Here is a 14,895-nt window from a genome sequence, read left to right as displayed (position 1 = left end):
TTCGAAATCGCGAACATAGATCGGTGTTCCGAACACATCGCGCGCCGACCGTAGAGCCGCCGGAGGGTGAAGTCAACGGCTGTGACAGGCGTGAAGTCGCCCCACCTGTCGAGTCGTTCACCCCATGAGGGTGCGCGTGCCGCCATACTGCTGGTCGTGCGCGTAGCGATCATGACGGCGGGCTCGCGGGGCGATGTGGCCCCCTACACCGGACTCGGGTACGGGCTGAGCCGTGCCGGACACGAGGTCACCCTGGTCACCCACGGCCGCTTCGCGGGGCTGGTCGAAGGGTCCGGAGTCGGTTTCCACCCCCTGCCGGTCGATCCCCGGACCGAGCTTGAGTCCACCCGGGGACGCGGGCTGCACCGCAGTGCCAGCGGGGTCGGCAAGCTGCTGCGGGTGGTGGAGATGGCCCGCCGGCTGGTCGGACGGATGACGGACGACCTGCTCGCGGCCGCTCAGGCCAGCGACGTACTCCTGCTGTCCGGCTCCCTGGCCCCGATCGGCCACACCATCGCGGAGGGCCTACGGCTGCCGAGTATGGGCGTCTACCTCCAACCGCTCGCCGCCACCCGGGAGTTCGCGCCTCCGGTGCTCGGCGGCGGCACCTGGGGCGCCACCGGCAACCGGATCGCCGGGCACGGCGTGAACGCGGCCGTGGAGCAGGTCTTCGCGTCCACCGTCCCCGCGCTGCGCACCCGCCTGGCCCTGCCGCCGCAGCGCTCCGGCGCCGCCCGCCGGGCCAGGGAACGCCGGCTGTGGCCCGTCCAGCACGGCTTCAGCCCCCAGGTGGTCCCCCGCCCCCGTGACTGGCGCCCGGGCCTCGGGGTGTCCGGGTACTGGTGGCCGTACGACGGTGCGGCCCAACTACCCTCCGACGTAAGGGCGTTCCTCGACGCCGGGCCACCGCCGGTGTTCGTCGGCCTCGGCAGCGCCACGGTCCCTGACGCCGAGCGCCTGAGTCGGCAGGTGGTGGCGGCCCTCCGCAAGGCCGGGCTGCGCGGGGTGATCCAGAGCGGCTGGGGCGGCCTGACCGCCGACGGCGACGACATGCTGACCATCGGCGAGATGCCGCACTCGGTCCTCTTCCCCCGGATGGCGGCCGTGGTCCACCACGCGGGCGCGGGCACGACGGCGGCGGGCCTACGGGCCGGAGTCCCGGCGGTCCCCCTGCCGATCCAGTTCGACGAGGCGTTCTGGGCAGCGCGACTGGTCAGCCTCGGCGTGGCGCCGACTGCTGTTCCGCTGCGGGGACTGAGCGTCAATGCCCTTGCTGGAGCTCTGCGCCAAGCGACGCGGGATCCTGGATTCACCGAGCGGGCAAAGGAGTTGGGCGAGCGGATCCGGGCTGAGGACGGCGTGGCTCCGGTGACCGAGTCGCTCGGCGAGCTAGCCACATAGACACCGAGAGGCGCATGCGCCCCGTAAGGGGCGCGGGGAACTGCGCGACCAGCCCCCACGCACCCGCAGACACACGACTACCGCGAGCCCCCCGGTCTCCACCCTTCCGGCCGCAAGATCCCCACCAACAACCGCACCAACTCCTCCACCACGTCATCCAGACTCGCGTCCACCCACCCCGCACTCCAGTCGTGCAGCAACCCGTTCACACTCCCGATGAACGCCGTCGCCGCCAGCCGGTACTCCCGCGGCGCCGCATCCCCCCGCGCCGCCGCCGCGTTCGCCTCGGTGCATATCAGCTCCACCCAGCGCGCCCGCCGCGCCAGCCGCTGCTCCTCCAGCCGGGGACTCACGCCGATGACCTCCACGAAGGCGATCCGGATCCGGCGCGGATCCGAGGTCACGTCCCGGGCATACGCGCGGAACAGCACGGTCACCCGCTCGACCAGCGGCAGCGGCTCCGCCTCCGCGAACGCCGCGGCCACCGCCGCCTCCGCCCACCCGTTGACCTCCAGGTGCAAAGCGGCGAGCACGTCCTCCAAGGTCTGGAACTCCTCGTAGAACTGACGGGTCGACAGACCCGCGGCCTGGCTCAGCGCCGCGACGGTGGTGGCGCGAAACCCCGGCGTGTCACCGAAGAGCTGAAGTGCCGCGTCCAGGAAGCGCCGACGCCGCTCGGCCTTGCGTTCCTCGGCGGACCGGCCGCCGTAGCGACCCGTCGGTGCCTTGATCCTGCCCGTCAAGTCTGCCCCCTCCGTCGACCGCCCGATGGCCAATTTTCTCGCGTACGCCTCTTGTGGAGTCAGCCACCGCATCCTTACTTTTCAGTAAGTTCAGTTTGAACGCGCCCGTGTTCAGATTCCGCGACCCTGTGACCGCACACACGCGCGCGTCCCCACCCCCCTCAGAGAAGAGAGCAGTCATGCCTGCCTTCAGACCCAGGCACCTTTGCTCCGTGGCCGCCGCCCTCCTCCTGACCGCCGCCGCACCCGCGACCGCCGCCACCGCCGCGGCCGACGCGTCCCTGCGCGAGGTGCTGTTCGTCGGCAACAACTGGGACGGCACCGCGACGGTCCTGAACTCGTCCGGCGACTTCGCCAAGGTCGGCCAGATCAACGTCATACCCGACAAGGACCAGCGGATCGCCGAGATCAACGCCGACCCCATCAAGTGGATCTACTACACGTCGATCCGCAACGAGGTCGGTCAGGGGCACGACCAGTACGTGGACGACATGTACTCCACGCCCGACGGGAGGTCCGTGGTCGTCTCCCGCCCGAGCTTCGCCGACGTCGTCTCCATCGACCTCGCCACCGACACGATCAACTGGCGCTTCCCGGTGGCCGGTTACCGCGCCGACCACATGGCCGTGTCCCCCGACGGCACGAAGGTCGCGGTCTCGGCGTCCACCGCGAACAAGGTGCAGGTGCTGGACATCGACACCGGCAAGGAGCTGGGCGAGTTCGCCACCGGTGACAAGCCGCACGAGAACGTCTTCAGCCCCGACGGCAAGTACATCTGGAACATGTCGATCGGCGAGGTCACCACCTCGCTCGACGATCCGGCCTGGGACTGGACGAAGGGCGACCGGCACATCACCGTCGCCGACGCCACCACCTACAAGCAGGTCAAGATCATCGACATGCGGGACCGGCTGGACGCGGTCGGCCTGACGGACTTCTCGGACGCGGTCCGGCCCGCGGCCTTCACGCCCGACTGGTCGAAGATGTACTTCCAGGTGTCGTTCTTCAACGGCTTCCTGGAGTACGACATCGCCACCGACAAGATCACCCGGGTGAAGACGCTGCCGTCGAACCCGGCGACCAGCACCGACCGCACCACCTGGCTCCTCGACTCACGTCACCACGGCATCTCGATGAAGCCGGACGGCACCAAGCTGTGCGTCGCCGGGACGATGGACAACTACGCAACGATCGTCGACCGCGCCACCCTCCAGGAGGGGCCGCTCATCACGGCGTCCACGCCGTACTGGGCCACGGTCAGCGGGGACGGCAAGGACTGCGTCATCTCCGAGAGCGGCGCCGACCAGGTGACCGCGATCGACTTCGGCACCGGTCAGAAGGTGACCTCGGTCCCGGTCGGCGACCACCCGCAGCGCGTCCGGCTCGGCCACGTACAGTCCGACTGGGCCGGTGCGTCCGGCAGTTGACCGCATAGTTGACCGCCCATCAGGACCTTCGGCCTCCGGGATGCGCGGCACCCCGGAGGCCGAAGCACTGCTCAGAACTTCGCCGCCACCCAGGCGGCCAGCTCCGCCTTGGCCGCGTTCAGCAGGGTGGAGCTCGGTGCGGTCGCCCCGTTGGTCACCAGCGCGAAGTGCAGCACGCCGGAGTCCGAGTCGGTGAGCAGCAGTCGGCGGCTGCCCGTCCCACCCGGTTCCGCCGCCACGCCGACCGGGGTCGAGGACGTGTACGCCGGGGGCGCGTAGGACGTGCCCAGGTCGGAGACGACGGTGGTGGACGCGGTCGGGAAGGAGACCGGAAGGTGGAGCTCGGTCGGTGCGGTGGCGCTGCTGGAGCGCCAGACCTGGACGGCGTACTGGCCGGAGCCGACCAGCGCGGCCACGTTCGGCAGCGAGCTGGGCACCGGGTTCCAGGTCAGGGTCGTGGAGCCGTCCCGGGAGCGGTCCTCGTAGGTGAAGGCGAGGGTGGAGCCGGAGGTGGCGCCCGGGTAGATCCGGTCGAGCAGCCGGGCGTCCTGACGGAGAGTCACGGTGCCGGAGTCGGTCATGTTCACGGCCGAGAGGTCCTCGTCGTTCCAGGCGTCGCCGGAGGTGAGGACCTTGTCCGGGTTGTCGTTCATCAGCTCGTGGTGGCGGCCGTTGTAGATGTCCCACTGCCACTGGGTGCCGGAGAGGACCGGACCGGAGGAGGCGGGGGTGGACCACCAGTTCGCCCCGGAGAGGCGGGAGTCGAGGGCCTGGTACATCGCCTTGTCGACGGTGGGCGCCTTGCCGGAGGTGGTGCCGGACAGTGGATGCCCGAACTCGCTGACGATCGCCGTGGTTCCGGCGGCCGACGCCCGGTCCCGGATGGTGCCGAAGTCGGTGGAGTACTGCCCGTCGGAGGCGTTGCCCCACATCAGGATGCCGGAGATGGCCTTCTGGTCGTAGAAGTGGGTGTTGAAGACGTACCGCGAGCCGAGCGTGCCCGCGTCCAGCAGGCCGCCCTCCTGGTTGGTGACGTTTCCGTTCCAGTAGAGGTTCGGTTCGACGAGGGCGGGCTTGCTGGTCCAGCCGGCCGCGTCCATCCGGGCCCGGAACTTCTGGTAGAAGGGCCACAGCCGGTTCTGCTCCCAGGTGCGGGAGGTCTCGCCGGAGTCGTAGGAGCCGGCGTACGGCTCATTGTACGGGTCGAAGCCGACCACGCCCGCGAACTCGTCGGACGTCAGGTGCTGGGCCAGGTAGGTCATGGTGGTCTGCGCGGTGGCCAGGAAGGCGTCCTGGAGGCCGTAGTTGTTGTGCCAGAAGTCGTACTGGGCCTTCTGGACGGCCGTGTTCTGGGTGATGTTCTGGCCCCAGAACAGGCAGATGCCGCAGGACTCGGCCGGGTAGCCGCCCAGCGCCACCGCCCACTCGGGGGCGCCGTCACCGGTGTACCAGCTGCCCGAGTTGAACAGGTAGCGGGAGTACAGGTCCTGGTGGAAGTCGGGGAAGACGCGGATGCCGGCGTCGAGGAACGCCTGCATCTGCGCGGTCGCGTTGGCCAGGTAGGTGGTGTCGACCTGGCCCTGGACGGGTTCGGCGTGCGCCCAGGAGAGCAGGAAGCGCACGGCGTTGCCGCCGCCGAGGGCGCGCAGCGCGGTGGCGGACTTCTTCGCGTCGGCGACCGAGGCGAAGGGCAGGCCGCTGTTCTCCTCCAGCTTGGTCTCGCCGGAGACGTTGTAGCCGCGCAGCACGACCTCACGGCCCTGGCCGTCGACGAAACGGCCGTTCTGCACGGTGAGCGCGGTGCCGTCGAACCAGAGGGAGCCGGACGGGGTGGCTGCGGTGGCGGACGGGGCGCCCGCCACCGCGAGGAATCCGCAGAGGACAACCAGGACAACGATCAGTCGTGCCCGGATATTCGTCATGTCCATTACAGTCCGGTGATTTCCGGACACAGTCAATACTTCTGACTCGCCAGTAAGTTTCGTACCGGTTCCCTCAGCCGGTCACTCGGCCCGCCACGTTCAACAGGTACTCCTTGCGGCTCAGCGGGTTGCGGCCGGGTGCGGGGCCGCTCCGGGACCGGCCCCGCAGCACCGGGGTGCAGAGGATCCGCGAGAGGACCGTCACCGCCTGGTGACGTCGGTGCGCCGGTTGTCCGGTTTGAAGGGCAGTGCCGTGACCGTCGCGCGGATCTCCCGCTGCGGGCTGCCCGGACGGCCCCACAGGACGCCGACCTCCGTACCGGGAGTCGCATGTGCGGGATCAAGCACACAGAGGGAGATCATCGCCCGCAGGGTCGGGCTCACCGTCCGGCCCGTGGCCACGCCCACCGGATCACCCGACACCAGGACCTGGTCGAAGTGGGGACCGCGGCCGCGCGGCATCTCCATCTGGTCGGGCGGCTCGGCCTCGCTCAGGAGCGAGGTGAGGATGCCGGCGACGTCCTGTTCGTTCCAGCGCAGACCTGCCAGCCGGCGGGTGGGGGCGCCGCTTTCGGCGTCCCTGACAAGTGCGTCCCGGCCGATGAAGTCGCGGTCGGGAACGCCCTTGCGGAACCCCCAGCCGAGTTCGCCCGGCTTGCGGAAGTAGTCGGTCACCCCGTTGACCGGGACGAAACTGCCGCTGGGCACGCCCTTGCGGAACTGCCTCGGTGCACCCGGCGTGAGGATCGACGCCGGCAGATAGTCCAGCCCGTTGGTCGCGATCCCGGCCTCGATGTGCTGAACAGGCTGGGCCCGGAAGCCGAGTTGACGAATGCCGACGTCCTGCCCGCTCGCCACGACCGCCGCCCAGATCTCGTTGGCGTGTTCGGCGGGCCCGTGCAGCTCGTACCCGAGTTCGCCCGAGATCCCGGTGCGCAGGACCCGTACCGGGACCCCGTCGACCGTCGACATACGGCTGCGGCTGAAGCCGATGTCGCGGAGATCGTCCCCCGTCAGCTTCTCCAGCGCGGCCAGGGACGCCGGGCCCTGAACGCCGAAGATGAACACGTCGGGGCTGATGTCGGTGGCCGCGGCGTCCCAGCCGCCCAGGCTCAGCTGCCACAGCAGCCAGTCGCAACTGCCCGCGGTGTAGACGAACTCGTCGGGTCCGAGCCGGCACAGCACGCCCTCGGAGGCGATCCAGCCGTTCTCGTCGAGCTGCACATGGTGCTTGATCTGCCCGGTCTCGAAACGTGACAGGTCCCGCATCCCCAACCGGCTCAGGAATGCGAGCGCCTGCGGACCGTGCACCTTCACCTTGTGCAGGGAGCTCCAGTCGCCGACGTAGCACGAACCGACATGGGCAGCGCTCTCCTCGACCCAGTCCGAGTACTCCTCGGGGAGCAGAAGCTGCGCGAAGCGACCGTAGGTGCCCCGCGTGTTGCCCTCGTCCTGGGCCGCGGCGGCCGGGCTGAACATCGCCGGCCGCTCGGTGATGAACGGTGCGTCGTTCAGTCGGAGGACCGCTTCATAGGTACTGCGCTGTTGTGAGAGAAGGTCCATTTCACTCTCCGTCGAGTGGCCGTCGTCCAGGGTGCCGTCCGGAGCGCCGCCCCGGTGCTAGATCGATTAAGTCGGACGGTAACAGGCGTTTCGGGGCGAGGCGAGAGTCGTGACGCACCGTTGACCGGTCGCGCGGCGCAAGCAATGCGGAACTTCTGCGCGGTGCCGGGCCGGTCAGGACCTGCGGGGCCCTCCCCGTCGTACCGGCAGCTGCAACAGGTCCGTGCCCAGCACCATCGATCCGCCGAAGCCGGCCCGGCGTGCGCTGTCGTGGAGCAGGCGACGCCAGGTCGCGTCGGAGACCGCGGAGTGCTGTCCCGGGCCGAGGTGGGTCGCGACCAGGGTTCCCGCGTCCGACTCGGCTGCGATCCGGCCGAGTTCGGCCACGTCCGTGTGGGTCGAGGTGATGTGGTCGATCAGTGCCTGGGGCAGACCGAGACTCGCGAGACCCGCCGGGTACAGGGCTTCGTGGACCAGGACGTCCGCGTGCGCCGCGAGCGTGCTGATGTTCGGGGTCGGTGCCGTGTCGCCGGAGAAGACGACGCTGCCGTGGTCCGTGTCGAAGCGGTACGCGTAGGCGGGGAACACCGCGCCGTGCGGGACCAGGACGGCGGTGACCTTCACGTCGTCGTTCTCCATGACGGTGAACGGGGCCATGGCCGGCGCGGTGTTCGTCGCCGAGGCGCCGGCACCGGACGGCGGCAGCACGTCGTGGACGTCGAGCAGGGTCGCCGGGTCGACGCCCGCGTGCTCGGCCATGAAGAAGGTCGGCGACGCCGCGTACGCCTGACCTGCCAGCCTCGTCATCTCGACGGTGCCCGGCACCGGCCCCGGAGCCCCGGCGACGGTCGAAACGACACCGGCCGGACCGGGACCGTAGACCTCGATCGGGTTCTGGAAGCCCTGCGCGCCCGAGGCGCCCGCCGACAGCAGCGGGAACGAGTAGTAGTCGACGACGTGGTCCGCGTGCAGGTGGGTCAGGAAGATGCCGGCCAGCGACGGCATCGACAGACCGGCACGCAGATACTGGGTCACCGCCCCTCGTCCACAGTCGACGACATACGTCCTGCCGCCCACCGTCAGCGCCGACGAGATGCCGTAACGGTTCGCCAGGGGCGGCGGCCCGCCGTTGGTGCCGAGCAGCGTCACGGACAGGCCCGTTGTGGAGGGCACGGATCCGGCGTTCGCCGCCGCCGCTGCCGGCTCGGCGTCCAGCAGCGGTACGGCGACAGCGGCAGCGGCGGCAGCCGCCATCGCGCCCAGCATCGTCCGGCGGGACGTCGGTTCACCCAGGGGTTCGCACATGAAGAGACAGCTCCTTCGCGGCTCGATTCGCGTTGCCACAGTGGCCACACCGAGCGCGACTGTCCATCAGTCGGTACAAAATATGAGTTCCCGGGGCGAACTGTAAGGTTTCGCACGACGCAAGTGTCGGCGGATGTCAACGGCCGAACGTGGGAATCGGGTTCGCCGCGAACCACTGGGCGAGGAAGTCCAGGAAGACCGTGATCTTGCGCTGGGTACCCGGCCCGGGCCCGTGGATCGCGTAGAGCGGCCGGTCGGGTGCCGCCAGTTCGGGCAGCTGGACCTGCAAGGCCCCGGAGACGAGATCGTCGTAGGCGGACCGCTGCGGCAGCAGGGCGATGCCGCGCCCGTGCACGGCCGCCTTCTGCAGGGCGATGTACGAGTTGGACGAGAAGGCCACATTGCGGATCTTGTGCAGCGTGGAGGTGGAGCCGTGGCCGAGGCGCCAGACGGGGTCGTTGACGTGCACCAGGCAGTCGTGGGCCGCCAGGTCGTTGGGGTGCGCCAGGGCGCCGTGTTCGTCGACGTACTTCTTCGACGCGCACAGGACGAAGGGCAGCGAGGCGATCTTCTTCAGACGTACGTTGGAGTTCCGGAGGTCCCGGGTGTGGAACGCCAGGTCGAAACCGCCGTCCAGGAAGTCGTAGGTCCGGTCGGACACGCCTCCCAGCTCGAACCGGATCTGGATCTTGGGGTGCGCGGCGGAGAACGCGGCGATGGCGTCCCCGAGATCCAGGCTCCCTATCCACTTCGGGCAGATGATGCCGAGCACGCCCTCCGCCCTGTCGTGCAGCTGCGCGATGTCGGAGTCCTCGGCGTCGATCTCCTTCACGATGCGGGCGGCGAACTCGGCGTACCGCAGACCCGGTTCGGTCAGGCTCACCGACCGGGCCGTGCGGTTGACGAGCCGGACGCCGACCTGTCGCTCCAGCTCGGCGACATGGCGCGACACGAGTGATCCCGACGACCCCAGCTCTTTGGCGGCTCCGTTGAAGCTGCCGAGGCCGGCGACGATGACGAAACTGCGCATGAGGAGCAGACGGTCCACGGCGTTCCTCCGGTCGTCCACGGCGCCGGCGCCCCTCCGGGCCGTGTCGAACATGGGGCGGTGCGGTTGGGCGGAGCCAGTCGACGCGCTCAAGCGTCACTAGATCGATCTAGTGACTGTAACAGAGACCGTTCATGACCACGAGACCTGAAGTGTCCCCGTCCCTGTCCCCGTCCTCGCCGAGCCCGCTCCCCCAGCCGCATCGCCCCCGGGTCAGTGCTTCTTCGTCGCGAACGGACGCGCCATGACCGTTCCGCGCACGCGGGTCTGGGCGTGGCGCTCGACGGCCGGGTTGGGCGAGCCGCCGTTCGGCTCGCCCCAGACGATCTCCACCCGGTCGCCGGCCACGGCCGCCGGGTCGATCATGCCGAGCGAGATCCAGCCGCGCACGTTCGCGGAGTACGAGGTGAGCATCGCCGCTCCCACGAGTTCGCCGTTCTTCTCCACCCGGTCGAACTGGCAGGCGGTGTAGAACGCCGCCGGCATCTCCATGTACTTGAAGCGCCCGGCGCCCTTCTCGTACATGCTCGCGAAGATCTTCCCGACGTCGTCGCGGTCCCAGAGCACCCAGGCCTTGCGGCGGTGCGGCCGGTCCTTGATCGCCTCGAGTCCCTCGCGCCCGACGAAGTCGTGGTCGAACTTGAGGATGTGGCCGTAGCCGAGGTCCCATGGGGTGGTGTAGTAGTCCTCGATCCGGTCGGCGACGTAGCTGCCGCCGAGCGCGAGGTTGCCCTCGAACGAACGCGCCGACTGCCACTCGCGGAACGCCTTCATGTCCTCACCGGAGTAGGTCGCCGGCAGGGTGTTGGCGATCCAGCCCGACTCGGTGGCGACCGACGCGTAGGCGCGGGCGCCGACCTGGCGCAGGCCGTACTCGGCGCCGGCCTCCACGATCAGGTCGCGCACCGGGTCGAGGTCCGCGTACGGGCCGGTGAACTCGTAGCCGGGGAAGCCGGACATGCGGTGGTTGAGCGCGGTGACCTCGTGCGGGCCGACGTTGAAGCGGCCCATGGTGAAGAACGGGATGTCCGGCATGGGGCCGCCGTTGACCTTCTCGAAGATCGCCGCGGCGTGCGGGCCCTGCAGCTGGAGCCGGAACAGCTCCCGGCCCTTCGGATTGTTCACGGTGCGCTCGTCCCGGCGGACGGTGACGTCCCAGTCACCGGTGACCGCGTTGAACTGGACCCAGTTGAGGGCCGGCGGACGGCCGACGATCCGGACGTGCCGGTCGCCGACGCAGAACAGGATGCAGTCGCCGATCATGTAGCCGTCGGGACGGACCGTGATGAGCTGCTTGGCGCTCCCGGGGCCGAAGCCCTGGAAACTGTTCGCCCCGAGGTGTTCGAGCAGCCTGTACGTGTCGGGCCCCTGCACGACGAGGTCCGTCATGTGGTGCGACAGGTCCATCAGCGCCGCGCTGTTGCGCCACGCCTCCTGCTCGTCACGCCAGTTGCTGAACTCGGGCTTTATCGGAAACGGGTACGCCCCGGAGCGCCCCTGCCGAAGCAGGGCGAGCGCCCCTCCAGCCTTGTTGATCTCTTCTTCGAGACTGGGCATGGGATTCCTCTCGGTCACCGGTGCACAGCCTCGTCGCTGCGCCCTGAGACCGTATAACAGATGTCTGCAAAGTTTTAAGACATCTGAAACAGTGTTCTCGGGCGGATACTGGCGTCCCGCACGAACGGAGGGTGACGATGTCTTCGGCGAAGGACAGCACGGGTCCCGCATGGCAGGACGGGCTGCCCCACGTACTGTGGCGAACGCAGCAGGCCGTGCACGGCCGGCTTCAGGGCGCACTCGACGGACTCGACGTCACGGTGACCCAGCTCGGCCTCGCCGTTCACCTCGACGAACTCGGCCTGATGTCCGCCTCGGACCTGTCACGGCTCTTCCACATCACGCCGCAGAGCGTGACGACGGCCCTCTCACAACTCGAACGCGTCGGATGGGTCCGACGGCTGCCGCATCCGGTGCACAAGCGCGTCATCCTTCACGAGCTCACCGAAGCGGGCCTCGCCGGCGTCGCGGACGGCCGGGCACGCATCGCCGCGATCGACGCCGCCCTCGGCGAGATCCTGGGTGACGGAGGGAAGGACGAGGTCATCGGACAGCTGCGGAAGCTGCTCGTCGCGCTGGAGGGCGAGGATCCCGCGTACGCGGGGATGTGGCCGGTGGTCCGCACCACACCGTGAGCGGCGGACGGCCTGCCGCGGTCAGGCCGACGCGCGTGCCACGATCCGGCCGGGCACGGGCGCCAGCCCCCCGGTGCCGATGCCCAGGGCGTTGCGGGCGGCGATCCGCCCGAGGACTTCGGCATCGATGTGGACGGTGGTGAGCGCGGGCGTGGACAGCGAGCCGTGCTCGGTCTCGTCGAAGCCGATCACGGCCATGTCCTCGGGCACCCGCAGCCCGAGATCCCGGAGGGCTGCGAGGCTGCGCTGCGCGATGTCGTCGTCGAAGGCCGCCAGTGCGGTCACGTCGGCGTGGGCCGCCAGGAACGACTCGATCGCGGCCGCACCGGCCTCCCGCGGCCTCGGCACGACCAGGCACTCCAGGGGCGGAAGCCCTCGACGCCGGGCGGCCTCCCGGGAGAATCCGAGCCGGGCCTCGGTCAGCGGGAAGTCATGGTCGGGCATCGCCAGGGCGATCCGGGTGTGCCCACGGTCGACGAGGTATCCGATCTGCAGCGCGGCGTTGGCGGCGAACCCGTTCTCCCAGTCGTCCTCGGTCGGTTCGTGACCCTGCATGTAGGCCTCGCCGAGCCGCAGCACCGCCCGCGGCGCGATGGTGTCCAGAACCTTCTGCGTGGCCTCGGGGATCGAGTGTCCGTGCCGGACCAGAAGGATGTGGTCGTGTTCGGCCAACTCCTCGTCCAGGCCCCGGACATAGCTACGGGAGAAGTTGCCCTCCATGCCCCAGTCGACGTTGAGCACCACGATGCGCGAAGATCCCTCGCGCAGTGCCCGGGCGATCCCGTGCGGGACGTATCCCAGATCCTGAGCGGCCTCCACGACCCGCTCCCGGGTGGCCGCCGAGATCGTCTGGCGCGGGTCGTCGTTCAGCACGAAACTCACCGTCGCCCGCGACACACCGGACGCCTTGGCCACGTCGGTCAACGTCACCCGGCCCGAACGGCCCATGCCCGCGCACTCCCCTCGTCAGCCGTGCACACCGCACGCCCCCGCCGGCAGGCATCACCAGACGACATGGGGCACGCTGGGTCCACTCTACGCGCTAGATCGATTCAGCCCTCCATGACAAGCAGCCACCCCACCGGACCGCGGAAGCCTTCACGGTCCGCGGCGCTTCGACGACGCGCCCATCGCACGCGTACCCCGCACGCTCCGCTGCCGCAGCGGAGCGCTGCCCGATCTACCGACCTGGCGAACCTCCGCTCGCGATGGCCAACAGCCGATGTGCCTTCAGCTCGGTCTCCTCCCATTCCCGCTCGGGTTCCGAACCCCAGGTGATGCCCGCTCCGGTGCCGAACCTGAGGAGCCCTTCGCCGCGGTCGATCCAGAAGGTGCGGATCCCGACCGCCAGTTCGCCGCGTCCGCGGTCGGCGTCGACCCAGCCGATGCCACCGCAGTAGGGGCCGCGGGGTGAGGTCTCCAACGCCTTGATGATCCGCAGGGCGCTCTCCTTGGGCGCCCCGGTGACCGAACCGGGCGGGAACGTCGCCGTCAGCAACCCGGGCCAGCCCACGCCCGCACGCAGTCGCCCTCGCACCGTGGACACCAGGTGGACGAGCCCGGGGTGCTTCTCGACCGCGCACAGGTCGGGTACGGCCACGGAACCGGGGACACAGACGCGACCGAGGTCATTGCGGACCAGGTCGACGATCATCACGTTCTCCGCGCGGTCCTTCTCCAGCAGATCCGCCTCGGTACGGCCGGTTCCCTTGATGGGCCCCGATGCCAGATCTCTCCCGGTGCGCCTCAGGAAGAGTTCCGGCGAGGCGGTGGCCACCTCCACACCGTGCCGCGGCAGGCGGACGACACCCGCGTACGGCGCGGGATTGTGCCGTGCCAGCAGGCCGGAGAGTGCCACGACATCGGCGTCCGGCGCGATCGGAGCGGACAGCACCCGGCACAGGTTTGCCTGGTAGACCTCACCGGCGGCGATGTGCTCGCGGATACGTGTCACTCCGTCCGTGTAGGCGGCGCGGTCGAGTGAGGAGGTCCATGCGTCGGCCCGAGGGCCGCGCCACGGCCCGGTGGGAAGGCGGCGGTCGTCCGTCCGTCGTACGTCGCGGAAGCGGGCGCATGTCAGGTGTCCCTCGAAGTCTGTCACCACTGCCCAGAAGCCCTCGGAGTCCAGCGCCGCGGCATCGTGGGTGACGTCCGCGAGACCGGTGGCGATATGTCCCCCGAGCAGGGCCATGGCGGGGAACTGGTCCATTCCGAACCTCCTTTGCCGCGAGGGCTCCTCGCTGCCGGGCCCGCGTTCCGGCGGGTTCTCAAGCCGCGACGGCCTCGGGACCGGAACTCCACCGGGCGGCTCGCAGCGTGTTGACCAGGAGCATGGCGATGGTCATGGGGCCCACGCCGCCGGGGACCGGGGTGATGCGGCCGGCGATTCCGTCGAGCTCCTCGGAGCGCACGTCGCCGGCCAGGCCCGAGGGCGTCCGGTGGATGCCGACATCGATGACGACGGCGCCGGGTCCGACGTGTTCGGGGCCGATGAGCCCGCGGACTCCGGTGGCGACCACGATGATGTCGGCGGGACGGGTGACCGCGGCGAGGTCGACGGTGAACTCGTGGGCCACCGACACGGTCGCCCCGCGCCGCAGCAGCAGGTGGGTCAAGGGCTTGCCGACGAGCTCGCCCCAGCCGACCACCGCTACGTTCGCACCCTGGAGCGGGACCCCCTCGGCATCGAGCAGTTCGATGACCCCGCTGGGTGTGCAGGGGCGCAACCCCCGCTCCCCGCGGGCGAGGAGGCCGAGGCTGGCGGTGGTGAGGCCGTCGACGTCCTTGGTGACGGGGATGCGGTCGATCAGCGTGGCCGCGTCGAGCTGCCGGGGCAAGGGGAGTTGGAGCAGGATGCCGGAGACGTCCGGGTCGGCGGCCAGTTCGTCGATGACGGCGGCGACGTCGGCGTGGGTCGCGTGCCGGGGCAGGTGGCGGTGGAAGTCGCGCATGCCGGCTTCCTTGATGGCGCGCCGTTTCGCGGCGACGTACACGGCGCTGGCCGGATCGTCGCCGACGAGGATGGTCGCCAGTCCGGGGACACTTCCCGGACTCGTGGCCGCGGCCGCGGCGACCTCCTCGGCGACCTGCGAGCGGATCCGTCGGGCGATGCCGGCGCCGTCGATCCTGGTGGTCATGGTCGAGCCGCCTTCTTGTGATGGGGAACGATCCGCCCGGGTGACAGGGGCGTGCTGTGTGCGGTCGGTGCGACCACGGCTGTACGGCGCCGGACCGGGCCGGTCGTCGCCGCGGCCGCCGCGCGGTGGCACGCGCTCGGCACCGCTGCGGCGGCCG

At 69.9% G+C, this 14,895-nt stretch carries 12 protein-coding genes; 3 read left to right on the top strand and 9 right to left on the bottom strand.

The features are described from left to right. The first annotated feature begins 171 nt into the window (after nucleotides 1-171). Nucleotides 172-1,401, top strand: coding sequence for a glycosyltransferase (locus ACWGKQ_RS03560; protein ID WP_453290277.1), 1,230 nt, complete (start codon nucleotides 172-174; stop codon nucleotides 1,399-1,401). 77 nt (nucleotides 1,402-1,478) lie between these two features. On the opposite strand, the gene ACWGKQ_RS03555 is transcribed toward ACWGKQ_RS03560, so the two are convergent. Beyond that, nucleotides 1,479-2,144, bottom strand: coding sequence for a TetR/AcrR family transcriptional regulator (locus tag ACWGKQ_RS03555; protein WP_453290197.1), 666 nt, complete (start codon nucleotides 2,142-2,144; stop codon nucleotides 1,479-1,481). 179 nt (nucleotides 2,145-2,323) lie between these two features. Between ACWGKQ_RS03555 and ACWGKQ_RS03550 the strand changes: the two genes are divergently transcribed. Further along, a complete protein-coding gene (locus tag ACWGKQ_RS03550) occupies nucleotides 2,324-3,571 on the top strand; it encodes a YncE family protein (RefSeq protein WP_453290196.1) in 1,248 nt (415 codons plus the stop codon). 71 nt (nucleotides 3,572-3,642) lie between these two features. Here the strand turns inward: ACWGKQ_RS03550 and ACWGKQ_RS03545 are convergent, their stop codons facing one another. The 5 genes from ACWGKQ_RS03545 to ACWGKQ_RS03525 form a co-directional block, all read right to left on the bottom strand. Then, nucleotides 3,643-5,499, bottom strand: coding sequence for a cellulase family glycosylhydrolase (locus tag ACWGKQ_RS03545; protein ID WP_453290195.1), 1,857 nt, complete (start codon nucleotides 5,497-5,499; stop codon nucleotides 3,643-3,645). Between the two features lie 195 nt (nucleotides 5,500-5,694). Next, nucleotides 5,695-7,056, bottom strand: coding sequence for a glycine cleavage T C-terminal barrel domain-containing protein (locus tag ACWGKQ_RS03540; protein WP_453290194.1), 1,362 nt, complete (start codon nucleotides 7,054-7,056; stop codon nucleotides 5,695-5,697). A gap of 174 nt (nucleotides 7,057-7,230) precedes the next feature. After that, nucleotides 7,231-8,361, bottom strand: a complete 1,131-nt coding sequence (locus tag ACWGKQ_RS03535) for an MBL fold metallo-hydrolase (RefSeq protein ID WP_453290193.1) — start codon at nucleotides 8,359-8,361, stop codon at nucleotides 7,231-7,233. A 136-nt stretch (nucleotides 8,362-8,497) separates the two neighbouring features. Next, on the bottom strand, nucleotides 8,498-9,409 hold the full coding sequence (locus tag ACWGKQ_RS03530) for a LysR family transcriptional regulator (protein WP_453290276.1): 912 nt from the start codon (nucleotides 9,407-9,409) through the stop codon (nucleotides 8,498-8,500). 213 nt (nucleotides 9,410-9,622) lie between these two features. Further along, entirely contained in the window at nucleotides 9,623-10,966 is a 1,344-nt protein-coding gene (locus tag ACWGKQ_RS03525) for an aminomethyl transferase family protein (RefSeq protein ID WP_453290192.1), read from the bottom strand. Nucleotides 10,967-11,103: 137 nt separating this feature from the next. Here ACWGKQ_RS03525 and ACWGKQ_RS03520 point away from each other — a divergent pair, with 137 nt between their 5' ends. Beyond that, entirely contained in the window at nucleotides 11,104-11,601 is a 498-nt protein-coding gene (locus ACWGKQ_RS03520; protein ID WP_453290191.1) for a MarR family winged helix-turn-helix transcriptional regulator, read from the top strand. A 21-nt stretch (nucleotides 11,602-11,622) separates the two neighbouring features. On the opposite strand, the gene ACWGKQ_RS03515 is transcribed toward ACWGKQ_RS03520, so the two are convergent. From ACWGKQ_RS03515 to ACWGKQ_RS03505, 3 genes are all read right to left on the bottom strand, one after another. Continuing rightward, a complete protein-coding gene (locus ACWGKQ_RS03515) occupies nucleotides 11,623-12,549 on the bottom strand; it encodes a LacI family DNA-binding transcriptional regulator (protein ID WP_453290190.1) in 927 nt (308 codons plus the stop codon). Between the two features lie 232 nt (nucleotides 12,550-12,781). Further along, nucleotides 12,782-13,810 (bottom strand): chorismate-binding protein, encoded by a 1,029-nt coding sequence (locus ACWGKQ_RS03510; RefSeq protein ID WP_453290189.1) that lies wholly within the window; start codon nucleotides 13,808-13,810, stop codon nucleotides 12,782-12,784. A 58-nt stretch (nucleotides 13,811-13,868) separates the two neighbouring features. After that, entirely contained in the window at nucleotides 13,869-14,738 is an 870-nt protein-coding gene (locus ACWGKQ_RS03505; protein WP_453290188.1) for a bifunctional 5,10-methylenetetrahydrofolate dehydrogenase/5,10-methenyltetrahydrofolate cyclohydrolase, read from the bottom strand. Nucleotides 14,739-14,895: the final 157 nt, after the last annotated feature.

The sequence above is a fragment of the Streptomyces sp. NPDC054770 genome, from assembly GCF_053611985.1.
Note: the sequence above shows the minus strand (reverse complement) of the source record. Positions and strands in the feature narration are given on the sequence as shown.